At 68.2% G+C, this 22,423-nt stretch carries 20 protein-coding genes, 1 tRNA gene and 1 pseudogene; 11 read left to right on the forward strand and 11 right to left on the reverse strand.

What is annotated here, in order from left to right; genetic code table 11:
- Positions 1-278 precede the first annotated feature (278 nt).
- Positions 279-419 (forward strand): annotated as a pseudogene (locus Q0082_RS19560) (IS630 family transposase); the annotation flags it as partial.
- Between the two features lie 174 nt (positions 420-593).
- Here the strand turns inward: Q0082_RS19560 and Q0082_RS19565 are convergent.
- From Q0082_RS19565 to infA, 5 genes are all read right to left on the reverse strand, one after another.
- Positions 594-669, reverse strand: a tRNA-Phe gene (locus Q0082_RS19565).
- 82 nt (positions 670-751) lie between these two features.
- Positions 752-958, reverse strand: coding sequence for a DNA gyrase inhibitor YacG (gene yacG / locus Q0082_RS19570; protein WP_298195282.1), 207 nt, complete (start codon positions 956-958; stop codon positions 752-754).
- On the reverse strand, positions 955-1,953 hold the full coding sequence (locus Q0082_RS19575; RefSeq protein WP_298195283.1) for a ribonuclease E/G: 999 nt from the start codon (positions 1,951-1,953) through the stop codon (positions 955-957). Before Q0082_RS19575 ends, yacG begins: the two co-directional genes overlap by 4 nt.
- Before the next feature lies 1 nt (position 1,954).
- Positions 1,955-2,554 (reverse strand): Maf family nucleotide pyrophosphatase, encoded by a 600-nt coding sequence (locus tag Q0082_RS19580; protein WP_298195284.1) that lies wholly within the window; start codon positions 2,552-2,554, stop codon positions 1,955-1,957.
- 29 nt (positions 2,555-2,583) lie between these two features.
- Complete coding sequence (gene infA / locus Q0082_RS19585; RefSeq protein WP_292940983.1) at positions 2,584-2,829, reverse strand: translation initiation factor IF-1; 246 nt, start codon at positions 2,827-2,829, stop codon at positions 2,584-2,586.
- A gap of 242 nt (positions 2,830-3,071) precedes the next feature.
- On the opposite strand from infA, the gene Q0082_RS19590 reads away from it, so the two are divergent.
- The gene (locus Q0082_RS19590) at positions 3,072-5,651 is read left to right on the forward strand and encodes a TonB-dependent receptor (RefSeq protein WP_298195285.1); all 2,580 of its coding nucleotides are present in this window, start codon (positions 3,072-3,074) and stop codon (positions 5,649-5,651) included.
- A gap of 9 nt (positions 5,652-5,660) precedes the next feature.
- Here Q0082_RS19590 and Q0082_RS19595 read toward each other — a convergent pair whose 3' ends face one another.
- Positions 5,661-6,038 (reverse strand): PilZ domain-containing protein, encoded by a 378-nt coding sequence (locus tag Q0082_RS19595; protein ID WP_298195286.1) that lies wholly within the window; start codon positions 6,036-6,038, stop codon positions 5,661-5,663.
- Between the two features lie 187 nt (positions 6,039-6,225).
- Here Q0082_RS19595 and uvrC point away from each other — a divergent pair, with 187 nt between their 5' ends.
- The 6 genes from uvrC to Q0082_RS19625 all read left to right on the forward strand — a co-directional run bounded on the left by uvrC (position 6,226) and on the right by Q0082_RS19625 (position 13,496).
- A complete protein-coding gene (gene uvrC, locus Q0082_RS19600) occupies positions 6,226-8,205 on the forward strand; it encodes an excinuclease ABC subunit UvrC (RefSeq protein ID WP_298195287.1) in 1,980 nt (659 codons plus the stop codon).
- 213 nt (positions 8,206-8,418) lie between these two features.
- A complete protein-coding gene (locus Q0082_RS19605) occupies positions 8,419-9,513 on the forward strand; it encodes a hypothetical protein (RefSeq protein ID WP_298195288.1) in 1,095 nt (364 codons plus the stop codon).
- Positions 9,510-9,989, forward strand: a complete 480-nt coding sequence (locus tag Q0082_RS19610) for a hypothetical protein (RefSeq protein ID WP_298195289.1) — start codon at positions 9,510-9,512, stop codon at positions 9,987-9,989. The genes Q0082_RS19605 and Q0082_RS19610 overlap by 4 nt, the downstream gene beginning before the upstream one ends.
- A 150-nt stretch (positions 9,990-10,139) precedes the next feature.
- Positions 10,140-11,291 carry a hypothetical protein gene (locus Q0082_RS19615; RefSeq protein WP_298195290.1) on the forward strand — a complete coding sequence of 384 codons (1,152 nt, stop codon included), beginning with the start codon at positions 10,140-10,142 and terminating at the stop codon, positions 11,289-11,291.
- 187 nt (positions 11,292-11,478) lie between these two features.
- Positions 11,479-12,711, forward strand: a complete 1,233-nt coding sequence (locus tag Q0082_RS19620; RefSeq protein WP_298195291.1) for a hypothetical protein — start codon at positions 11,479-11,481, stop codon at positions 12,709-12,711.
- 23 nt (positions 12,712-12,734) lie between these two features.
- Positions 12,735-13,496 (forward strand): hypothetical protein, encoded by a 762-nt coding sequence (locus Q0082_RS19625; RefSeq protein WP_298195292.1) that lies wholly within the window; start codon positions 12,735-12,737, stop codon positions 13,494-13,496.
- A gap of 9 nt (positions 13,497-13,505) precedes the next feature.
- On the opposite strand, the gene Q0082_RS19630 is transcribed toward Q0082_RS19625, so the two are convergent.
- The 5 genes from Q0082_RS19630 to Q0082_RS19650 form a co-directional block, all read right to left on the reverse strand.
- Complete coding sequence (locus tag Q0082_RS19630; protein ID WP_298195293.1) at positions 13,506-14,402, reverse strand: acyl-CoA thioesterase II; 897 nt, start codon at positions 14,400-14,402, stop codon at positions 13,506-13,508.
- Positions 14,403-14,452: 50 nt separating this feature from the next.
- On the reverse strand, positions 14,453-15,301 hold the full coding sequence (locus tag Q0082_RS19635) for a transcriptional regulator (RefSeq protein WP_298195294.1): 849 nt from the start codon (positions 15,299-15,301) through the stop codon (positions 14,453-14,455).
- Entirely contained in the window at positions 15,298-16,467 is a 1,170-nt protein-coding gene (locus Q0082_RS19640; RefSeq protein WP_298195295.1) for a GNAT family N-acetyltransferase, read from the reverse strand. The genes Q0082_RS19635 and Q0082_RS19640 overlap by 4 nt, the downstream gene beginning before the upstream one ends.
- 82 nt (positions 16,468-16,549) lie before the next feature.
- Positions 16,550-17,941, reverse strand: a complete 1,392-nt coding sequence (locus Q0082_RS19645; protein WP_298195296.1) for an APC family permease — start codon at positions 17,939-17,941, stop codon at positions 16,550-16,552.
- A gap of 19 nt (positions 17,942-17,960) precedes the next feature.
- Positions 17,961-18,707: a GntR family transcriptional regulator gene (locus Q0082_RS19650; RefSeq protein WP_298195297.1), complete on the reverse strand. Its 747-nt coding sequence runs from the start codon at positions 18,705-18,707 to the stop codon at positions 17,961-17,963.
- A 104-nt stretch (positions 18,708-18,811) separates the two neighbouring features.
- Between Q0082_RS19650 and Q0082_RS19655 the strand changes: the two genes are divergently transcribed.
- Genes Q0082_RS19655 through Q0082_RS19665 form a run of 3 tightly spaced genes read left to right on the forward strand, consistent with a single transcriptional unit; the run spans position 18,812 to position 22,422 of the window.
- Positions 18,812-20,203 carry a glutamine synthetase family protein gene (locus Q0082_RS19655; protein WP_298195298.1) on the forward strand — a complete coding sequence of 464 codons (1,392 nt, stop codon included), beginning with the start codon at positions 18,812-18,814 and terminating at the stop codon, positions 20,201-20,203.
- Entirely contained in the window at positions 20,178-21,449 is a 1,272-nt protein-coding gene (locus Q0082_RS19660) for an aminotransferase class III-fold pyridoxal phosphate-dependent enzyme (protein WP_298195299.1), read from the forward strand. Before Q0082_RS19655 ends, Q0082_RS19660 begins: the two co-directional genes overlap by 26 nt.
- Positions 21,442-22,422 carry a phosphotransferase gene (locus Q0082_RS19665; RefSeq protein ID WP_298195300.1) on the forward strand — a complete coding sequence of 327 codons (981 nt, stop codon included), beginning with the start codon at positions 21,442-21,444 and terminating at the stop codon, positions 22,420-22,422. Before Q0082_RS19660 ends, Q0082_RS19665 begins: the two co-directional genes overlap by 8 nt.
- Position 22,423 lies beyond the last annotated feature (1 nt).

Below are 22,423 nucleotides of genomic sequence, written 5' to 3' on the forward strand. Positions count from 1 at the left end.
AACCCGAACCCGAAGATCAGCCGAATGTGCTTTGCCCATGATCCACCTCCAATGAGGGTGAATCACAAATCACAAACAATGGGAATCCCACGATTCAGATTTTCCGCAGGACGCTCTAGATCGTTCTCCTCAGCCGCTGAAGCGCGAGGGATTCCTGCGACGTTGAAGATCTGCCTCATCCTGTTGGCTAGGCAGGAAGCCAGCGTGGATGGCCAGAGTCTTATCTCATGATTTGCGGAATCGGGTCGTTGCGGCGACATCCCGCTGGCCAAGATTCTGTCCTGAATCAGCGTCGGTCCTGGTTCGACGGCCAGCTCGACCTCGATCCCGAGCGCCTCGTGTTCATTGACGAGACCTGGACCGCGACCAACACGACCCGCAGCCACGGGCGGTGCGCCAAGGGTTGGTGCCTGAGGATGTGATAGCCCCACGGCCATCGCAAGACGACCACTCTGGTCGCTGGGCTGCGGATCACCGGCAGATTTGCCCGCTTAGTGGGGTTCAGAAGCAAGCATCAGCGTCCAAACCGGCATAGCAAATGGCGGATTTCTGCGGTTTTTTCAAGCTTTGGCGGGGTTTGGCGAATAAAGCGATGGTGCCCGGGGACGGAGTCGAACCGCCGACACCGTGATTTTCAGTCACGTGCTCTACCAACTGAGCTACCCGGGCATCGCCGTCGCGGAGGGCCGGCATGGCTCGTCCGCGCGTTGGAAGCGCGCCTATGGCGAAGCCGTTCGGGGTTGTCCAGCCCCTAGTTGCCGAAATCGCCCGCTTCGGGATCGCCTTCGGGGTCCACCACTGGCCCGGGCAAGGTGTAACCCTCTTCCAGCCAGTTGACGAGGTCGCGGTCGCGGCAGCGCGATGAGCAGAACGGCGTGAATTCGGCGACACGCGGCTTGCGGCAGATGGGGCAGCGGCGAACAGAAGGTCCGGAATGGGGGGCGGGAGTCTGGCTCATGCTGCAATCGCCTGCGCGAAGGTCGCGCCCAGCGCAAGTCCTGCGTCCTCGTGCCACTGGATGCGGCGGCCGGTGCGGCGGGCAAGCTCTGCTTCCCATTCGGCCCGCATCGCGCGGCGGGCCGCGGGGTGCGCGGTCAGCAGCAGCGTGCCAGGCTCTGCTACCCGCTCTGCGAGACGCAGCAATCTGCGCGCGGCAGCGGCGGCAGGTGCGCGGGCGAAGCGGGCGATCAGCGAGGGCCGTTCGAGCCGCGATACGAGTTGCACGAAGCCGAAGCCGTTCATGCCCGTGCGCTCGCCCTGCCAGCCCGCCGCGGCAAGGGCTTCCGCCAGCGCTTCGTCCACCGTTCGGCGCTGTGCCTTCTCGGCAAGCGAGGGAAAATCGATCCCTACCGATCCGCCAAGATCAAAGCGCCGCAACGCCGCCGCGATGGCCGGCACCGCCGCCAGCGCCAGCGCCGGGAGCGGTGGCGGGCCGTCCACATCGATGAGGGTCATCGCCGGGGTCGGGCTGATAACAAGGCTGCCTCCGGCGAAGGCGACTTCACCGGTCAGCGCTTCCACGACAAGATCGTCCCACCCCGCCTCGGCAAACGCGCGTCCATGCACTGGCACGCAGCGCACCGGATAAGGACCGCCAGCGAGCTCTTCCCGCAGCGACAGCGCCGGACGCGGCGCCTCTCCCGGCGCGGCCGGGCGGACTTGCGGCAATTTGGTGCGGCCCTTCTCGGCAATGGCGCAGCGCGTCACGCGGACAAGCACCGCCTGCCCCTCAGTCAGCTTCGGATCGAACCCCTCGCCCAGCGCCTCGCTGCCATCAGGCAGGCGTACCACCGCGCGGCGGGTGCCCGGAATGCGCGCTCCCAGCCGCGCTTCGACGACGGCGCCCGCGCGCCACGGCTCGTCCCACACGATGCGCGCCGCCACGATCGCGCTCTGCTCGACGAGGATCGCGCGCTCCTCGCCGATGCCATCCTCAACCAGCCACTCGGCCATATCAGGCGATCTTCAGACCCGCCGCGCGCAGCAGGCGGCGCGTCTCGAACAGTGGCAGGCCGACAACGCCCGAATGGCTTCCCGATAGCCACAGGCAAAAGCCCTCGGCGCTGCCCTGGATGGCATAGCCGCCCGCCTTTCCGTGCCACTCGCCCCCGGCGATATAGGCCTCGATCTCTGCGGGCTCGAGCCGCTTGAAGCGCAGCACCGTCTCGCTCATTGCCTCGCGCAGTGTTCCGTCAGGCGTCAGCACCGCGATGGCCGAGAACACCCGGTGCCGGCGCCCCGAAAGCAGCGCGAGGCAGCGGCGGGCCGTCTGCTCATCCTCGGCCTTGGGCAGGATGCGCCGCCCCACACCGACCACGGTATCGCCGGCAAGGATCACGCCCCCCGGCGCCAGCGCCGCCGCAGCGCGCGCCTTTCCGGCGGCAAGACGCGCGGCATGCTCGCGCGGCTGTTCGCCGGGCAGCGGCGTTTCGTCGATATCGGTGGCGAGAATGCGCGGGTCGGCAAGGCCAAGCCGGGCCAGAAGTTCCCGGCGCCGGGGGCTGGCCGAGGCCAGCACGAGCTCTTGAGTCCCGGATACAGGCGGCACGGCCATCACACCGCAGCCATCACTGCCGGGTGCCGTTAGAACTGGCCGGGCCCTGAACGACCGGGCATGAAGCGGTAGGTGATGCGGCCCTTGGTCAGATCATAGGGCGTCAGTTCGACCAGCACCTCGTCGCCCACCAGCACGCGGATACGATTCTTGCGCATCTTGCCGGCGGTGTGGCCAAGGATCTCGTGCTCGTTCTCAAGCTTCACGCGGAACATCGCGTTGGGCAGGAGTTCGACCACCTGGCCGCGCATCTCGAGGAGTTCTTCTTTCGCCATAGGCGGGGTCGATTGCCTTTTCGTGGGTGAAAATTGCACGCATTGCGGGCGCAGACGCGCCCATGGGCGGCGCGCATAGCGACTTGCGGCGCAAAAGGAAAGCGGGAAGCCGTTTGTTGCACTGCGACAAATTGATACGAAAGGGTCATTGTCGGACGAGCATACCCCGCCCTACCAGCGGCACGGGGGCAGCAACCTCGCGCTGGGCAGCATTGCCTGGCCAGCCAACAGGAACCTGAGCGATGGTACTGCCAGATCGCGCCGCAGCCATGGCGCTGCTCGTGTTGACACCGCTTCCGGCGGCCGCTGCACCGCAGACTGCGGCGCCGCCGGCCGCCGAACTGCCGACTGCCGAACCGCCGACTGCCGAACAGAATGCCGCACCTGCCCCCGCCGCCGCTCCCGAGCCGGAAACGTCTGATCCGGACGGCGATATTGTCGTTGTGGCGACGCGTGTGCGCGGCGAGGTCGAAACCGCGGTGCCGCCGATCATCACGCTCAGCGAGGACGACATTGCGGCCTATGGTGCAGGCTCGCTCCAGTCGCTGCTCACCGCGCTTGCCCCGCAGACCGGTTCCGGCCGCGGCCGCGGCGACGGCGCGCCATCGGTCCTGCTCAACGGCCTGCGCATCGCCAGCTTCCGCGAGATCCGTTCGATCCCGCCCGAGGCAATCCGCCGCGTCGAAGTCCTGCCTGAAGAAGTCGCGCTCAAATATGGCTTCCGCCCCGACCAGCGCGTCGTCAACTTCATCCTCAAGGACAAGTTCCGCAGCTTCGGCAGCGAAACCGAAGCAAAGCTCCCCGGCGCGGGCGGCTTCAGCGATCTCAGCCAGGAAGCAACGCTCACGCGCATCGAGAAGGCAAGCCGCCTCAACCTGACGGGCACGATCGAGCGCCGCTCGCCGCTGACTGAAGCCGAGCGCGGCATCGTCCAGCCTTCTGCCAGCGGCGCGGCCACCGTCTCCACCGATCCGAAGCAGGGCGATTACCGCACGCTGCTTGCCGATGCGCGCAGCGCAGTGCTCAATGGCACCTGGGCCAAATCGCTCGGTACCGGGGCCTCGCTCACGCTCAATGGCCTTGTTCAGCGCAATGACAACCGCAGCCTCAACGGGCTCAATACAATTGTCCTCGCTGCGCCCGATGGCAGCCTGACCCAGCGCGCGACGCTGCTGCCTGCTCCGCTCGCCAGCCGGACCGTCGCCGATACCGTCTCGGCGGGCGCGACGCTCAATCTGCCGCTCGGCGCATGGCAGCTTGCGTGGACGGCAGACGGCAGCCATGTCGCCACCACCACCACGATCGACGCGCGCGCCGACCTCTCCGGCCTGCAGAGCCTTGTCGATCAGGGCGCGCTCTCGCCCTTCGGCAGCCTGCCCGCCGACGCGATCCTTCCCGCCCCGCAAGGCATCGCACGCAGCAAATCCGATACCGCGACAACGCTTGCTACCGTGACCGGATCGCCGCTGCGGCTGCCCGGCGGGCAGACCGCGCTCACGCTCAAGGCCGGGTTTGCCTACAACGGCCTCCGCTCCTCGGATTCGCGCCAGCTCGGCGCCCCCGCAGACCTCAAGCGGGGTGATGCGCAGGCGGGCTTCAGCCTCGATCTGCCGATCACCAGCCGCCGGGAAGGCTTCGGGGGCAAACTCGGCGACATCTCGCTGAACTTCAACGGCGAGGCGCACACCGTTTCCGACTTCGGCGGCCTTACCGCGTGGGGCGCGGGGATCACCTGGGGCGTAACCCCGAAGCTGACCTTCGCCGCCAACTACATCACCAGCCAGAAGGCGCCCGGCCTTGCCGATCTCGGCGCACCGGTCACCGTGACCACCGGCGTTGCGCTCTATGATTTCACGCGCGGAGAAAGCGTGCTCGCCACCGTCATTACCGGCGGCAATCCGGCGCTCGTGAAAGAGCGCCAGCGCGACATCAAGCTTTCGGCGAACTGGGACCTTCCCATCGGCAAGGAATCCGCGCTGCTGGTCGAGTACTTCCGCAACCGCTCGCAGGGCACGACCAACGCGTTCCCGCTGCTCACGCCTGATGTCGAGGCCGCGTTTCCCGGCCGCGTCACCCGCGATGCTTCGGGCCGCATCGTCAGCGTCGACCAGCGCGCGGTGACCTTTGCCGAAACCACCGGCTCGCGGTTGCGCGCCAGCCTCAATTTCGGGGGACCGTTCGGCAAGCCCGATCCCAATGCGCGGCGCGGCGCCTTTGCCGGGATGCGCAGGCCTGGCGGTGGGGGCCCCGGCGGCAGCGGCCCCAGCGGCGGCGCTCGCCCAGCTGGCGGCGGTAGTGGTGGCCGCGGGCCCGGCGCCGACGGGCGCGGCCACTGGAACCTTAGCCTCGCCTATACGCAGGAACTCGACGAGACCGCGCGGATCGTGCCCGGCGGGCGCGTGCTCGATCTGCTCGGCGGCGATGCGCTTTCCGGCGCGGGGATCGCCCGGAGCAGCGCCACGCTCGAAGGCGGCGGCTTCTATCGCGGCTTCGGCCTGCGCGTGTCAGGCACCTATGCCAGCGGCACGCGGGTCGATGGTGCGCAAGCGAGTAGCGGGGGCATTCCGGGTGCCAGCCGTCTCGATTTCGGCGCGCTGGCAACGTTCAATCTGCGCGGCTTCATCGATCTCGGCCGCATGCAGAAGCTCACGACGCGGGCGCCGTTCTTCAAGGGCACGCGCATCGCGCTAGGGGTGAACAACCTGTTCGATGCCGTCCAGAAGGTCACCGATCAGACCGGCGCCACTCCGCTGCGCTACCAGCGCGGCTACCTCAATCCGGAGGGCCGGGTCTTCAGCATCGAACTGCGCAAGCAGTTCTGATCGCCGGCTTCAGCTGAAGCGCTTTGCCCGCGGCATGCCTTGCACGAAAATGCGCGCGTTGCGGCGCTGGATCGCGCGCTCGTGATCAACATAGGCATCGGCGAAATGGCGCACGTTGACCACATCGTGAAGCGCCAGCGGTTCCTCGAACAGGATGCCGAACCGCGCGCCCTGCGACCAGACGACGTTGCCGAAGACCTCCAGCGACTTGGCGCGCAGGACGACGCCCGCGCCGGGGCTCGGCAGCTTCGCGGCAATCGTCACCCGCGCACCGGACTGTGAAAGATCGTCGAGCAGGCAATTCTCCAGCCCATGGATCAGCAGGACCTGCGCCGGAATGTAGAGCCGCACGCGGGGGGTCGCGCGGCGCCCGGTGATCCGGGGCATGGGGACGATCGGCTGGGAGCAATGGGCGGACATGACCCGTACACACGTGCGCCCGCACCCTTTAACCGACCATCGCGATGACCCTAGCGGGATTCCCCTAGAGGCTGGAGAAACCCGACCGCCACGCGGGGATATCTGCCCGCCGCCCCTCCCCAAGCCGCGCAGGAGCGACTATCTCGAACCCGCCATGGCGCGCCGCGATCCCCCTCTTCCGCCCGAACACCATTCCGGCCCGCAAGTGCCGGAGCCGCTGCTCCCGCAGGCTTCGGAGCGGTTCAACGAGGACAAGGCGACCTACACCGTCCGCGGGTCCGACCAGCCCGATATCGAGCGCGGTGTCGCCACGATCCGCGAAGTCGTCGCCACGCTCAAGCCCAAGCCCGGCGTCTACCGCATGCACGATGCGCGCGGCGATGTGCTCTATGTCGGCAAGGCGCGCGCGCTCAGGAACCGCGTCGCCAATTATACGCAGGTCGATCGGCTGCCCCAGCGGCTCAAGCGCATGGTCAGCCAGACGCGCTCGATGACCATCGTGACCACCAATTCCGAAGCCGAGGCGCTGCTGCTCGAAGCGCAGCTGATCAAGCGCTACCGCCCGCCCTACAACGTGCTGCTGCGCGACGACAAATCGTTCCCGTTCATCCTGCTGCGCGCCGATCACGCCTTTCCGCGCATCCAGAAGCACCGCGGCGCGCGCCGCGCCAAGGGCAACTATTATGGCCCCTTCGCCAGCGCCGGCTCGGTGAACACCACGATCAACGCGCTGCAGAAGCTGTTCCTGCTGAGGAGCTGCAACGATGGCTACATGTCGCGCCGCGACCGGCCCTGCCTGCTCTACCAGATCAAGCGCTGCTCGGCCCCCTGCGTCGACCGGATCAGCGAGGAGGACTACGCCGAGCTCGTGCGTCAGGCGAAGGACTTCCTTGGCGGCAAATCGGGCGCGGTGCAAAAGGAAATCGAGGCGCAGATGACCGAGGCCGCCGAAGCGCTCGATTATGAGCGCGCGGCCATGCTGCGCGATCGCCTCCGCGCCGCCACCTTCATCCAGGGCAGCCAGGCGGTGAATGCCGAAGGCGTGGGCAATGCGGACGTGTTCGCCATGGCCAGCAAGGGCGGGCAGATCGGCATCCAGGCCTTCTTCATCCGCGGCGGCCAGAACTGGGGCCACCGCGCCTTCTTCCCCGGCCATACCGAGGGGCTCGAAGAGCACGAAGTCATGACCAGCTTCCTCGCCCAGTTCTACGAGGAAGTGCCTCCGCCGCGCCTGATCCTTGTCGACCGCGACCTGCCCGAAGCCGATCTCCTGGCCGAAGCGCTCTACCCCGCCGCCGGTGGCAAGGTCGAAATTTCGGTCCCGCAGCGCGGCGACCGTCGGCGCCTGATGGAGCAGGCCCAGCGCAACGCGGTCGAGGCGCTCGATCGCCGCATGGCCGAAAGCGGCACCAAGGCGCGCACCTGGCGCGAGATGGCCGAATTCCTCGAACTCGGCGAAGCCCCGCAGCGCGTCGAAGTCTACGACAACTCGCACGTACAGGGCGCGCATGCGCTCGGCGCGATGATCGTTGCAGGGCCGGAAGGCTTCCTCACCGGCCAGTACCGCAAGTGGAACATCAAGACCGCGCAGACCAACGATGATTTCGGCATGATGCGCGAGGTGTTCCAGCGCCGCTTCGCAAAAGCGCAGGACGACGACCCGGATCGCGAGGCCGGCACATGGCCCGATCTCGTCCTGATCGACGGCGGCAAGGGGCAACTGTCCGCCGCGCGCGAGACGCTCGAAGCCATGGGCATCGAGGACGTCACCCTCATCGGCATTGCCAAGGGCCCGCACCACGGGCGCGAGGGGCGCGAGGTGTTCCACTTCATGGACGGGCGCGAGAAGATGCTCCCGGTCAATTCGCCGGTGCTGTTCCATCTCCAGCGCCTGCGCGATGAGGTCCACCGCTTCGCCATCGGCGCCCACCGCGCCAAGCGCAGCCGCGCGATCACCGCCAGCCCGCTCGATGAAGTCCCCGGCATCGGCCCGGCGCGCAAGCGCGCGCTGCTGCTCCACTTCGGCACCGCCAGCAAGGTCCGCGCAGCCAGCCTCGAAGACCTCCAGCGCGCGCCCGGCGTCAGCGCGACAGTCGCGCAGGCGGTCTACGATTTCTACCATCCAGGCGCCTGATTTTCGTCACAATTCAGTCAATTATTCCAACCGGATAAGGACAGGTACGCAGGCGCTGCTTGAGCCGATTTCCACCTCGTTCCGCCATACCGTCCGCCATGGCCGCTTCCCCCCGCGAGGTGGCCGCGACAAGGGCAGAACGGGAGGCGCGACATGGCGCAACATGGTCTTCTGAGAGCATTGCTGACAGGTGCATCCGGCGCAGCGCTCGGCATGGCATCCCCCGCCGCACTCGCGCAGGATGGCGCTCCCGAAGCCGCCGGCGTTCTGCAGGCGGCGAAGGCCGCGAAGGCTGCCGCCAATGAGGCGGCGCAGGAAGCCGCCGCCGCGACGCCGTCCCCCGCCGCAGTGCTGATGGCACCGCCTGCTCCCACCGCGCCGCCGGTGCTCACGTTCGCCGCCGCTGCCGCGCCAGAGGCCGCGCAGGACCTCCTTGGCAGCGCCGAAGTCATGCCGGTGGCGAGCGCAAAACTCCTCGCGACACTCACGGCCGAACCGGCCCCGCCCGCACCTGTCCCGCCCGCCGCGCCAACGCTCGCGCCGAGCTTCGTCCCGGTCACGGCCGAGCCTGCCCCGCAGCCCGCGCCCATCGCCCCACCGACGGTACTCGCCGCGCTCGGCGCCGCCCCCGTCGCGCTGCCCAGCGCCGCAGCGCTTGAAGCGGCCATCGCCGCGCAGACCACGCCGGTTCCCCCGTCCGCACCGGTCTATGCCGCCGCGCCGACGCCCGCCCCGGCACCGCGTGCCGACTATGCCGCCGCCAGCTTCGCCCCGCCGCGCGGTCGCCGCCCGTCGCACACCGCCGCCAATGCTCGCTTCATGCGCGCCGTGGTCTCCACCGCCGCAGTCTCGGTCGAAATGCCCGATGTCGGCCGTCAGATCTCGCCGCTTGGCTTGCTGCTCGGCCAGCTTGTCACCTCGCAGGAGACGCCCGGCAGCCAGTATGGGCTGCAGGAGGAAATGGCGATGCCGACCCGCCCGCGCCTCATGTCCATGCCCGAAGTCGCCGTGCCGCGCAGCTTCTGCTCGGCCGAGCAGCGCGGTGCCTTCATGGAAGGAATCTACCAGCCGGCGATGGCCATCGCGCAGCACAACAACGAAGTCGCCGCCGCCTATGTGCGCCGCCTGCGTACGCTTTACGACAATTACCAGCTCAGCGGCGATGCCCGCGCGCAGGCCGCCATCGCCGCCGAAGCGAAAGACTTCTCCCGCACCGTCAACGCCGCCAGCTCGATTCAGGACGAGCTCACCGGCCAGTTCGAGGACATCATGACCACACCCTTCAGCACCTGCGGAGCCAGCCAGTGATCCGCCGCCTTTCCCGCGCCGCGTGCATCGCCGCGCTCGGCAGCCTCGTGCTCGTCGCCCCCGCACAGGCCGCCTGCATCGACCGCCAGACCGCCACCGCCGCGCGCATCCACCAGTTCGAGACGATGATGATGGTCGTCTCGCTGCGCTGCGCCCGCATCGGCTATGACATGCGCGGCACCTATGAAAACATGGTCGTGGCGCATCAGGCCCCCTTCGGCCAGGCGGCAACGCGGCTGCGCCACTACCTCGGCGGTGATGGGATCGACCCGCACAGCGGCGGTTTCGATCGCTACGCCACGATCCTCGGCAACAGCTACGGTGGCGGCGCAACGACGTTCTCCGCCTGCCAGACGCTCGATCAGGTGGCGGGCGAGCTTGCCAAGGTGCCTGACGTGCGCCTCCTTGCGCAAGTCGCCGAAACGCTGATCGCGCGGCCCAAGCTCGATGAGATGGCCTGCGCCGCCGAAAACTGAGCAACACCGATCAATCAGGGTAACTTTCGCCTTAACCGCATGCCTTTGGCGCTCGTCCACCAATAGCGGGCACTCTGCGTCGCAAGGGAGAATGCCAAGAGGACGGCGCACCACCCGAGAAAGGGGCGCCGTCCGCAAGCTGGGGAGCATATGATGCGCACAAATCGCCAGGGACGCGCCGCCGGGCCGGTCCTCCTCGCCGCGCTGATGGCGCTTTGCACCGCGCCTGCCGCAGCGCAGAGCGCAGCGCCTCAGGGCGCAGCAACACCGCCGCTGGCCGCTGCGCCCAACGGCGTGGGCTCGGCCTTCGAGCTGACCTTCTGGCAATCGGTGACCGGCAGCGAGGATATTGGCAGCTACGAGGCCTACCTTGCGCGCTATCCCGATGGCACGTTCAGCGGCCTTGCCCGCGCACGCATCGCCGCGATCCAGCGCGCCCTTGCGGTGCAGCCCGCTGCGGCCGCGCCTGTCCCGGCTCCAGCCGCAGCACCGGTGCCCGCGCCCCAGCCCGCCCCGGCAGTGCTGACCATGCCGCATGGCGCCGCGCCGCTCGCGCCGACACCCGCCGTCGCTGTCGCGCAGCAGTCCCCCGCCGCGCCCGCAGCCGAGATGATCCCGGCCACCGCGCCGGTTGCCCTCGCCGAAGCCGCGCCCTCGCCGCTGGCGCGCCTGCTTGCCCAGCTGCGCGGATCGGGCGATGCCGCCGCGCAAGCGGCAGCGGTGCCCGCAGCTCAGCCCGAAGCAGTGCCCCACATAACGCCCGCGCCGCCGGTGCAGCCACTTCCTGCCACCGCGCCCGGCCTTGCTTCGACGGCGCCTGCCGCAACGGGTCCTGCCGCACCGGGCCCAGCCGCACCTGGCCTTGCCGCAGCCGCGCCCGCGCAGCCGGTCTATGCCCCGGCGCCTGCCGCACCCGCCGCCGCGCTGACCCCGGCGGCCACACCGGCCGTCAGCTATGCCTCGGCCCGGCCGCTGCTTTTGCCCGTCCCCGATGTCGCGCTGCCGGCGTATTTCTGCAGCAACGACGCGCGCAACGCGTTCCACAACGATGCCTATCGCCCGGCGGTAGAAGTCGCGACCCGCAACAACGAAGCTGCTGTGGCCTACCTGCGCCAGCTCCAGCAGACGTACGACCGTGGCCAGCTCGGCCGCGATACGGCGGTGCTCAATGCGATTGCCGCCGAAGCGCGCGCCTATCAGTCCGAAGCCGCGCGCGCCTATTCGGTGCAGGCAGCGCTGGTTCGCCAGTTTGATGCGCTGATGGCCGTGCCGCTGCGTACCTGCGCCCCCCCTGTCCCATAAGGAAGGCCAATCAGGCCCGGCTCAGCCCTTATCGTCTTCGATTCTTTACTATCGTGTGATAGGGACCCTTACCAATCGCGGGCGGGCGATGGACGAACCGAGGGGCACGGTGGGACAAACGGGATCTGGAAACGCGCGCTGGCGCATGCGGCATATGTCGGTGCGGTGCCTTGCGCCGATTGCTGCATTGTTGCTTCCGCTCGCTTCGCCCGCCCACGCGCAGGCCCCCGCTACGACCGGCGTAGGCTCGCAATTCGAACTTACCTTCTGGCAGTCGGTTGAAAGCGGCAACGATCCCGCGCTCTACGAGGCCTACCTCGCACAGTACCCCAACGGCACCTTTGCAGCCGTGGCGCGGGTCAAGCTGACAAAGCTGCGCCAGCTCTCCGCGCCGGCGCCCACCGCTCCGAATGCGGCCCCCGCGCCGGTTCCGCTGGCCGCACCGGTCGAGGCTATCCCCGCACCCGCGCCGCAACCCGCGCCCGCGCCGATCGTGACTGCCTCGGCGCCGCAACCGGCCATCACGACGCAAGCTCCGCCTGCAACCCCAGCTCCGCCAGCGCGCAAACAGCTGGCGAGCACCAAGGCAGAGCTCGCCGCAACGGCGCCGCTGCCCGGCCCTTCGGTGCGTGAGCGCCTCGTAGCCGTGCCCGCCGCGCCGAGGCCCGCACCGCCTGCTTCGCGCTCGGCCGGACCGCGCAACACGGATGACGACGATTCGGTGCCCTATGTCACCGCTGCGCCGCCGACCGAGCCCGCAGCCGAGGGTGGGGACAGCGACGCGCTGCGCCGCCTGCTGGGCGCACTGGGTGACAGCCAGCGAATGGGTGCCCCCGCGCCGACGCCGATTGTCGACGCTTCCGAACCGTCCGCGTCCGACGGCGCGCAGTTCGCGGCACCGGCCGCCCCTGCCCCAGCCGCCGCTCCCGCTCCCGCTGCCGCCCCGGCGCGACTGGTCGAGGTGCCTGGCCCGCCCGTCGCCGTGCCCGATGCAGCGGCGCTTTCGGCACGCGCCGTACCGGCAGCAGACCCGCGCCCGATTGCCGTCGGCCCGCTTCCGGCCGGCTTTGCCCTGCCGCCGCGTCCGCAGCTGGCTTCGATCCCGCCGCTCGCCTTCCCGTCCAGCTTCTGCTCCGCCGATGCCCGCAATGCCTTCCACGATGGGCCCTATGTCGCGGCGGTGGAAGCGGCACGGCGCAACAACGATGCCGCCATTGCCCACATGAACAGGCTTCAGACGATCTATGATGCCAACCAGCTCAGCGGTGACGTCAATCCGCAGAATGCGGTCGCTGCAGAAGCGCGCGCCTATGGCCCGGTTGCCGCTGCGGCCTTTGCCGCCCAGTCTACGCTGGTGAGCGCGTTCAGCACGCTGATGGCCGTGCCGATCCTCAACTGCGACGCGCCGAAGCAGCCATGATTGATCGCATGCGCTGCCTCGGGATGGCGAGCGCCGCCGCGCTGGCGCTTGCCCCCGTGGCCGTGCAGGCGGAGCAGGTCTGCCCCGATGCCGCGACCGTTCAGGCTGCCCGCATCGTCGAGTTCCAGACCATGATGATGGGCGTTGCGGTGCGTTGCCGCCATGTCGGCGTGCCGATCATGGACCATCTCGATGGCATGAATAGCGCCCGTCGCACCATGTTTGTCGGGTCCAACGACCGGGTCGCGACGTTCCTGCGCAGCCTGAACGCCAAACCGTCCGCCACGACAGCCGCGCTCGCCGCGCCGACCCCCGCCTCACCTGCCAAGGCCGCACCCGCCAAGGCAGCGCCGGCAAAGGCAGCTCTCGGCAAAGCGGCACCCGGCAAGGCAGGCCCCGGCAAGGCAGGCCCCGGCAAGGCAGGCCTCAAAAAGACTGCCAACGCTGAGGCAACGCCTGCCATCACCACCCCGGCCGCGTCACCCGCCCCTGGCAAGGCGCGCAAGGGCCCGGCCAGTGCAGCCAGCCGTCCAGCCACCGGCCCCGCAAAGCCGCCCACCGCCAAGATCTCGCGCCGCACCGATCCCTATGACCGCTACCTCACGATGATCGGCAACCAGTACGGCGCCGGGATCACCACGCTGCAGCGCTGCAAGGCCTTCGATGCGATCGTGATGTCGCTGTCGGACAAGACCAACACCGACCGCCTGCTGACGATGGTGTCGTCCTCGCTGGTGCAGGCCACGTTGCTCGAAGCGATCGTCAATTGCCCTGCAGGCAAATAGGCATCAGCTTCAGGGCTTCTTCGTCAGCGGCCGGATCAGCCCTTCCTGCGCGACATTGGCGACCAGCTTCCCTGCGCGCGTGAAGATCCGCCCCCGGTTGAAGCCGCGCGCACGGCCTGCCCACGGGCTGTCACAGACATAGAGCAGCCATTCATCGGCGCGGAAATCGTCGTGAAACCAGATCGCATGATCGAGGCTGGCGCCCATCATGTTGCCCTTCGCCCAGCTGATCTCGTGCGGCAGCGTTGCGGTGCCGAGCAGGGTCATGTCGCTCGCATAGGCGAGCACGGCGCGGTGGATCTTGGGATCATCGGGCAGCGGGGCCACCGCGCGCATCCATGTGTGCGACAGCGGCTCGCGCGGGGGACCGCCCATCCAGTGCCGCGATTCCACCGGGCGCAGCTCGATCGGGCGCGGTTGCAGCATCATCTGCCGCTGCCGTTCCGGTACGCGGTCCGCATATTCGGCGCGCAGATCCGCCTCGCTGCGCAGACTTTCCGGCTCCGGCACCACCGGCATCTCTTCGGCGTGCTCCACCCCCGGCTCGCGCTTGTGGAACGAGGCAACCATGGTGAGAATGGGCTTGCCCTGCTGGCTCGCCACCACCCGCCGGTTGGCAAAGCTCCCGCCATCGAGATCGCGCATCACTTCGAAATCGATGCCATAGTCCTCGTTCCCGCCGCGCAGGAAGTAGGCATGGAGCGAATGGACAGGGCGGTCATCGGGCACGGTGCGCTCGGCGCTCGCCAGCGCCTGGCCGATCACCTGCCCGCCAAACACGCGCCCCACGCCACCCGGCTTGCGCGCTCCGGCAAAGTGGTCGCCCCCCTGCTCGGCAACATCGAGCAGGCGCAGAAGGCCGTCGACAAGATCGGCGGGATCGGAACTGGCGGGTGTTTCACTCATGGCAAAGGCGCATTGCGCAGCCTGACGTTTGCGTCAACGGAAAGCTTCCGTCAGCCAAACCCCGGCAACCGCCGCAACATCCGCCAGCCAGCCGCCTTGATCCGGTTATCATGCGGCCAGCGTCCCGGTGCGCGCGGAGAAAGGCCCATGCGCCGCAGCACCGCGTTGAACGCCCGCGCGTCCGCCTCGGCAAAGCTCCATTCCGAACGCCAGGTGATCGAAAGCGAGATCGCGCTCGCGGGGCCATTGCGCACATAGTGCGGCGCCATCACCGGCACATACAGCGCCTCGCCCGGGTGCAGCTTCCATTCGGTGCCGCCGCGCTCGAACTCGTCGCGCCAAAACAGCTCGCGTCCGCCGCCGGTGTGATAGGTCTCGTGCGTCTCGTCGGGCGCGTAGCTCGGATTCCCCTGCGGAAACAAGGTCATCGTCTTCACGCCTGCGAGGTGCAGCAGGATGTTGTGCTCCGGATCGAAATGATAGGGCGTGACGCCGTTCGGGCTGGTGATGAACACGAAGCCCTGCGGGCGCAGCATCGCGCCGGTGCGTGCCTCAATCGCCGGGCGCAGTTCCTCCAGCAGCGCCAGCAGCAGCTCGCGGTAGGCGGGCACTTGTTCGATGTTCTTGAGCGCGGCCCAGCTGCCTGTCTCGGCAATGTTCCGGATCGTCTCGCCGATGCCGAGGCCGTTGCCCGGCGGCACGATGCCGTTGAGCCCCACCGGCAGATCGGCGCGGTTGTATTCGCGGCTTTGCACGGGAAGCGTTTCGGCAAGGTCTGCCAGCGCGTCGATCGTCAGCAGCGGATGGCCGCGCAGGCCATGCGTCAGGCGGTGCGGCACTTCGGGATAGGCAGCAGCAAAGGCGGCGCGCGCCTCCGCTTCGAACACGGTAAAGGTCATGTCAGGCCCTGCGGATTGCGGGAAAGTTCAAACGCGGCAATGCGGCCGAACAGGGCGCGCCGCGCGGCACCGCCGATGGCGACGGAGACCCGCCCGATCGCGCGGCGTTCGCGCCACAGCGAATCGATCATCGGATGGTCGGGCGCCGCACAGCTATCGGCCCAGCGGATGCCGGGGCGCTCCAGCAGCGCAAGATTCTCAAGCTGGAGCAGCACGCCGGGTGAGAAGCGGGCAAAGCGCTCGTCGAATGCGGTCTTGTAGGAAAAGGCCCCGGGCGGCGCGATCAAGGTTGCCAGCATCGCAATCGGCGCACCATCTAGCTCGAGGCTCAGCCGCTCGAGGCAGCCACGCCCCGCTGCTGCGGTCATGCTCTCGCGAAACAGCCCCGCCGTCGCTTCCGCGCATGCCAGCGCGCTACCCGCCTCACCTTTCCAACCTCGCAGTTCGAGCGCAAGGAAATGGTCGATCCACGCCGCGATGCCCTCGGCGTCATGGCGGCGCGCCACGGCAAGCGTACCCTGCTCGGCAAGCCGCGCCTGCTGGCGGCGCAGCTCCTTGCGCTTCTTGCCCGGCAGTGCGTGCTCCAGATAGGCAGCAGGCGCGAGCGGCGAGGCGAGCATCGCGCGCTCTTCGCGGTGGACCAGTACGACCCGGCGGCGCTGCCGCGCGCCGACGGCCAGGAGAGCTTCCGCCAGGGCCGTTTCTAGCGGCAGCGCAGCGGCATGGAGAAAGGCCGATGCTCCGGCGTTGCGGTCCGCCCAGTCTAGCAAGGCTTCCCAGAACGCTTCTTCCGCTCCAGCCGCCACGATCGGCGCGCCAAGGAAGGCATTGGCATGGAGCCAGACCGCGAGATGCGGCAGTCGATGCCGTCCATAGCGCCGCGCGCGCTGCACCGGTACCAGCGCCTCGGGCACAGCCCCGCGCAGCAGCGCCGCAATCGCGATGCGCTGCTGCGGATCGAACCGCGCCAGGCTCGGCAGCAGATACCACGGCTCGAAAAAGGGATTGGGCGTCCCAGCCCGCGCCGCCAGAGCATCCCACGCGCCCCGCGCTTCGGGCGTATCCCATGCACGCCACGGCAGCACGGCAAAGCTGGTATCAGCCTCGCCGGCTCCGGGAAGTGGCGCCTTCCCCGGGTGGATGGTAAAGGATACGTCGTTCAACACTCGATCTCCGGACCGGATAGCTACCAGTCCGGACCGAACATGCGGTTAACATCTAGGCATATTTTGTTACATTGGCAGCGTGTCAGGCCGGTACGATGCCACCCTGCCGATTGCGCCACCAGCCAATCGAAAGCGGGATGAAACCAAGCGCCAGCCCGCCGATCCCCACCGTCAGCACCACCGCACTGAACGTCGGGATCACCCAAACCGCCACCCCCGTCATGAACAGCGCGCCGAGCAGTGGCATCACCACGTGCGTGAAGCCCTCGCGCAGATCGGTCCGCAGCAGGCCCCGGAAATGCCAGGCCGAGGCATAGCCCGTCAGCCCCATGTAGAAGCAGATCTGCAGCCCGATCGCCTCGATCGAACTTTCGAGGATCGCCGCAACCGAGGGCATGTAGGATGCCGCGAACAGGAGCACGAGGCCCAGTCCCCAGATCACCAGCGTCGCCGCCCAGGGCGTCTGCCACTCGCGGTGGACGGCCGCATAGCGCGGATGCAGCACGCCCGCGCGCGCCATCGAATACATGCTGCGGCTGAACTGGAGGATCTGCGTCTCGAGCGCGCCCACCGTGCTCAGTACTGTCGCCAGCACCACCAGATAGCTCCACGGCGCGGGGAAGATCTTGGACGAGATCGCATAGAGCACGTTGGTGTTGGCCGCGGCGATCTCCTTGTCGCTGAGGGCAATCAGCACCACGGTCATCAGGATCACGAAGAACACGATCAGGTTGATCATCGCCCAGAATGCACCCGTGGAGGCATCTTCCGGCTCGGTCTCCTCGCCGAGGTTCATCGTCACGTCCCAGCCCCAGTAGAAGAACACCGAGACAATCGCCCCATCGGCAAACGATTTGAATGTGAACGAGCCCGGCGCGATCCATGAGAGCGAGGGCGCATGCGCCGGGGTGGCGCCGAACCAGTAGACCGCCGCACCCAGCAGGGCGACGACGATGGCCGCCTCGATCACCGTCACGGTCACCTGCGCGGTGCTCGCGTGCTTGATGCCGCGCAGCACGATTGCGGTCACCAACGTGAGCCAGATCGCTGCGATGGCGGTGACCAGCGGGGTGTTTTCCACCTGATCCGGCGCAAACAGCAACAAGGTCGCGGTCGCGGCCGGGAGCGTGGCGGAGACCATGAACACCACCGAGGCGACCATCAGCCCCCACCCCGCGAAGAAGCCCCAGACTGGCCCGAATACCGAGCCGACCCACGCAAAGGCCGCGCCGGCATCGGGCATCACCCGGTTGAGATTGGCAAAGGCGAACATGATGCCCAGCATGATCACGCCGCTGTAGAGCAGGCTCCCCACCGAAAGCGGCCCGATGGCAGCGTAGATAGTGCCGGTGGTCACCGCGACGGTGAAGGCGGGTGAAGTCCCCGCGATCCCCATGATCGTCGATTCGAGCGCCGAGAGCGCACCTTTTGCCAAACTCGGCTGGCTCTTCTGCTGGCCGCCCTTTTCACTCATGCCATAGTGCCCCCCGGAATCAGTTCACTTCGTCAACAAGTCCCCGCTCACCTTGCGCCTGCCGATGGGCGGCGCGCACGGCATTGGCCCCCATCGCCTCGCTACGGATCAGCGTGCTGCCGATATGGGCGATGCCGTCGCGGATATCGGCTTCGATCGCGATCCTGAGCGCCATGGTATCGCGCCGCCGCAGCGCCGCCAGGGCCTCGCTGTGGCGGTCCACCGTGTAATGGCCCGAAATGGTCCGCATCGCGCGGCGCAGGAACGGACCGATCTGCAGCCACAGCGATTCGATCAGCGGCAGAAAGGCCGATTGCCCCGCCGCGCCGTAAAGCATCGCATGGAAACCGAAATTGGCCCCGATCCAGGTGTCGTAGTCGCGCGCCGCCGCGGCCTCGTTGATGACCGCATCTTCCGCTTCCAGCCGTGTGATCAGCGCCTCGCTCACATAGGGCATGGCCCGTGCCGCCGCTTCCGCTTCCAGCACCACGCGCGCCGCGATCAAATCATCGAAGCGCTCGATCGTCATCGGCGGAATGCGCACGCGCCGATTGTCCATCAGCTCCAGCGCCCGCTCCGCCACCAGCTGGCGCAGCGCCTCGCGCACCGGCATGGCGCTCACGCCCAATTCCGCCGCCAGCCCCCGGATCGTCAGCGCCTGCCCCGGCTCGATCCGCCCGAGCAGAATATTCTCGCGCAGCCGAGCCAGCACTTGCTGGTGCAAGGTGCGCGCATCGTCATCCGCCAGTGGGCCTGTTGCTGCCATGTCGCCATGTGATCACATTTTCGCGGGCGCGCCAAGTGCGATTGACACCCCCCGCCCCGCTCCATACCACCCGGTACGAAGACCCGCCCAGGACCCCCAGACCCATGACGACCCCCGCCAGCATGATCGCCGATCCGGCCGAAGCGCGCGATTTCCTCGCCGCCAATCCCGAGATCGCCTTCATCGAAGTGATCTTCACCGCGCTCTCCGGCGTCCCGCGCGGCAAGCGCGTGCGCAAGAGCGAGCTCATGGCGATCTACGAGAACGGCCGCCTGTTCCCGAGCTCGATGCTCGTCGCAGACGTGACCGGACAGGACTGCGAGGACACCGGCCTCGTCTGGGGCAATGGCGATCCGGACTACATGCTGCGCCCCGTCCCCGGCACGCTCGTCAAGGCGCCGTGGCTGGGCGACGACGTCGCGCAAGTGATCACATCGATGTACTATGCGGACGGCACGCCTTGCGAACTCGATCCGCGCCATGTCCTCGCCCGCGTAGTCGATCGGTTCAAGCCGCTCGGCCTCACCCCGGTCGTCGCCTGCGAGATCGAGTACTACCTCGTCGATCCGGTTCGCGGCCCCAAGGGCGAAGTCCACCTCGCCCGCTCGCCGCACACCTCTGCGCAGCCGCACCTCATCGACGTCTTCAGCCTCACCGACATCCAGGACTTCGCCCCCTTCTTCAAGGAACTGTGGCGGCAGGCCGATGTGCAGGGCATCCCGCTCGAAGCCGTCATTTCCGAATATGCGCAAGGCCAGGTCGAGCTTACCCTCCACCACCGCCCCGACGCGCTGCGCGCGGGTGACGAAGCGCAGATGTACAAGCGCCTCGCCAAGGGCGTCGCGCAAGTGCAGGGCATGGCCGCCACCTTCATGGCAAAGCCGTTCAGCCATTCCGCCGGCAGTTCGATGCACCTGCACTTCAGCATGGCCGGCGCAGATGGCAAGAACGTCTTCGCCAGCGAGGACCCCGAAGGCACCGAGCAGATGCGCCACGCCATCGGCGGCCTGCGCGAAACGCAATCACAGGCCTTCGGGATCTTCGCACCCAACGCCAATTCCTACCGCCGCTTCCGCGCCAATTCCTATGCGCCCACCGCGCCGATCTGGGGCGTCAACAACCGCTCCGTCTCGCTGCGCGTCCCCGCCGGCCCGCCCGCTTCGCGCCATGTCGAACACCGCTTCGCCGGGGCCGACGCCAACCCCTACCTCGCGCTCGCAGCCATGCTCGCGGGCGTCCATCACGGCATGGTGAACCAGATCGATCCCGGCCCGGCGGTTGTCGGCGATGGGTACAAGGCCGCGGCAGACAGCCCCTATCAGGTCCCCGGCAACTGGTACGCCGCCGTCGATGCGCTCCACGCCTCGCCGATCATGCGCGACTACCTCGGCGACAATTTCGTCGAGATGTACTGCGCGGTGAAGCGCACCGAACAGGACCGGTTCTTCAGCGAGGTCACCGCGCTCGACTATGACTGGTATCTCCGCAACGCCTGATCCGCTTATCGAACGGCGCGACCGCGCCTTCGGGCGCGGGGCCAAGCTGTTCTACGATGAACCGCTGCACCTCATCGGCGGTGAAGGCGCCAGCCTGTACGACAAGCAGGGCCGCCGCTACGTCGACATGTACAACAACGTCGCCTCGGTCGGCCACGCACACCCGCGCATTGTCGAGGCGATGGCGCGCCAACAGGCCACGCTCAACACCCACAGCCGCTATCTCAGCGAACCCGCGATTGCGCTCGCCGAGCGCCTCACCGCACTCCAGCGCGTGACGGAAAGCGCCGTGTTCTCCTGCTCCGGCACCGAGGCCATCGAGATCGCCCTGCGCATGGCCCGCATGGCCACCGGCGCACAAGGGATCGTCTGCACCGATCACACCTACCACGGGAACAACACGGTCGTCGGCGCGCTGACGAACCTCCCGGCAGGCGACACCCGCCACCCCGCCATCCGCTCGATCCCCTTCCCCGAAACGCTGCGCCCCCTCGCCCCCGGCGGCGCGCCGGCGGATGCCTACGTCGCGCGCCTCAAGGCCGCCATCGACGACCTCAAGGCCACCGGCCAGGGCTTCGCCGCCCTCATTCTCTGCCCGATCCTCGCCAACGAAGGCCTGCCAGATATCCCGGAGGGCTTCATGGCCAAGGCCGAGGCGATGGTCCGCGCCGAGGGCGGCCTCATCATCGCCGATGAAGTGCAAGCGGGCTATGGCCGCTGCGGCACATGTTGGGGCTACGATCATGTCGGCCTCACCCCAGACATCGTCGTCACCGGCAAACCGATGGGCGCCGGCCTCCCCCTCGCCGCCACCTGCGCCAGCCGTGACATCGTCGAACGCTTCCGCGCTGAAACACGCTATTTCAACACCTTCGCCGCCAGCCCGCTGCAAGGCGCGGTCGGCCTCGCGGTGCTTGATGTGATCGAGGATGAAGGCCTCGTCGAACACACCCGCACACTCGGCGCCGAACTCAAGGCTGGCCTGAAGCAGCGCCTCGGCCACACCCCCGGCCTCCTCGACGTGCGCGGCAAGGGACTGTTCCTCGCCGCCGAATTCGTGGACGCCAAGGGTGAGCCCGACGCAGCCCACGCCTTCGCGCTCGTCTGCGCGCTCCGCCGCAAAGGCTTCCTCACCTCGGTCGACGGCGCGTTCAACAACTGCGTCAAGATCCGCCCCCCGCTCGTCCTGCCCCGCGAAGACGCCCTCGCCTTCCTCGAAGCCTTCGACCGCGTCACGCATGCCTGACATCGCGGCCTATCTCCCCGCCGCCCGCGAAGCCCTCGCCGCCTTCGGTCTCCCCGAAACCGAACCCCATCCTATCGGCAAGAGCGAAAACGTCGTCTTCCGCGCCGATGCGCCCGATGGCACCACATGGGCGCTGCGCCTCCACCGCCCCGGCTACCACGCGCTCCCCGCGCTGGAGTCAGACCGCGACCTCACCGCGCATCTCGCCGCCAGCGGCCTGATCGTCCCCACCGGCCGCCGCACCGTGGACGGCGCATGGTACGCGGAAGTCGCCACGCCCGATCCCGCAGGCAGCCGCCTCGCCGGGATGACGCTCTGGCACCCGGGCCAGACGCTTGCGGACCTCATCGGCGATGAACGCGGCCCCGCTACATGGCCGTGGTTCGAGCGTTCCGGCGCGCTCCTCGCCGATCTGCACAACGCCACCTCTGGCTGGACACCACCTGCTGGCTTCACCCGCCACCGCCTAGCTACCGATGGCCTCGTCGGCGAAACGCCCTTCTGGGGCCGCTTCTGGGACGTGCCCGGCCTGACCAACGAAGAACGGACTCTGCTCGCAAAGGCCCGCGACCTGGTCGCCCCCCGCCTCGCCGCGCTCGGAGATCCGCTCATCGTCATCCACGCCGATGCTCACCCCGCCAACGTCCTCGTCAGCGATGCCCGGTTGGGCCTCATCGATTTCGACGACTGCGCCTGGGGCTGGCCGATGTTCGATCTCGCGGTCAGCCTGCGCGGCGCATGGGATGATCCGCACTTCCCCGCACTGCGCGACCATCTCCTCCGCGGCTACGCCGCGCGCCGCAGCCTTCCGCATGACGCGCACGCCCAGTTCGATCTGTTCCTGCTGGCCCGCACACTGATGCTCATCGGCTGGTGCGCAGACCGCCCCGAAGTGGTCGGCGCGGACTCCGAATGGAAGCCCGGCCTGATTGCCAACGTATTGAAAGGAATCGCAAACCTGAATCGGACCTAAA

The organism is Novosphingobium sp. (assembly GCF_027489515.1).
Taxonomy (GTDB): Bacteria; Pseudomonadota; Alphaproteobacteria; order Sphingomonadales; family Sphingomonadaceae; genus Novosphingobium.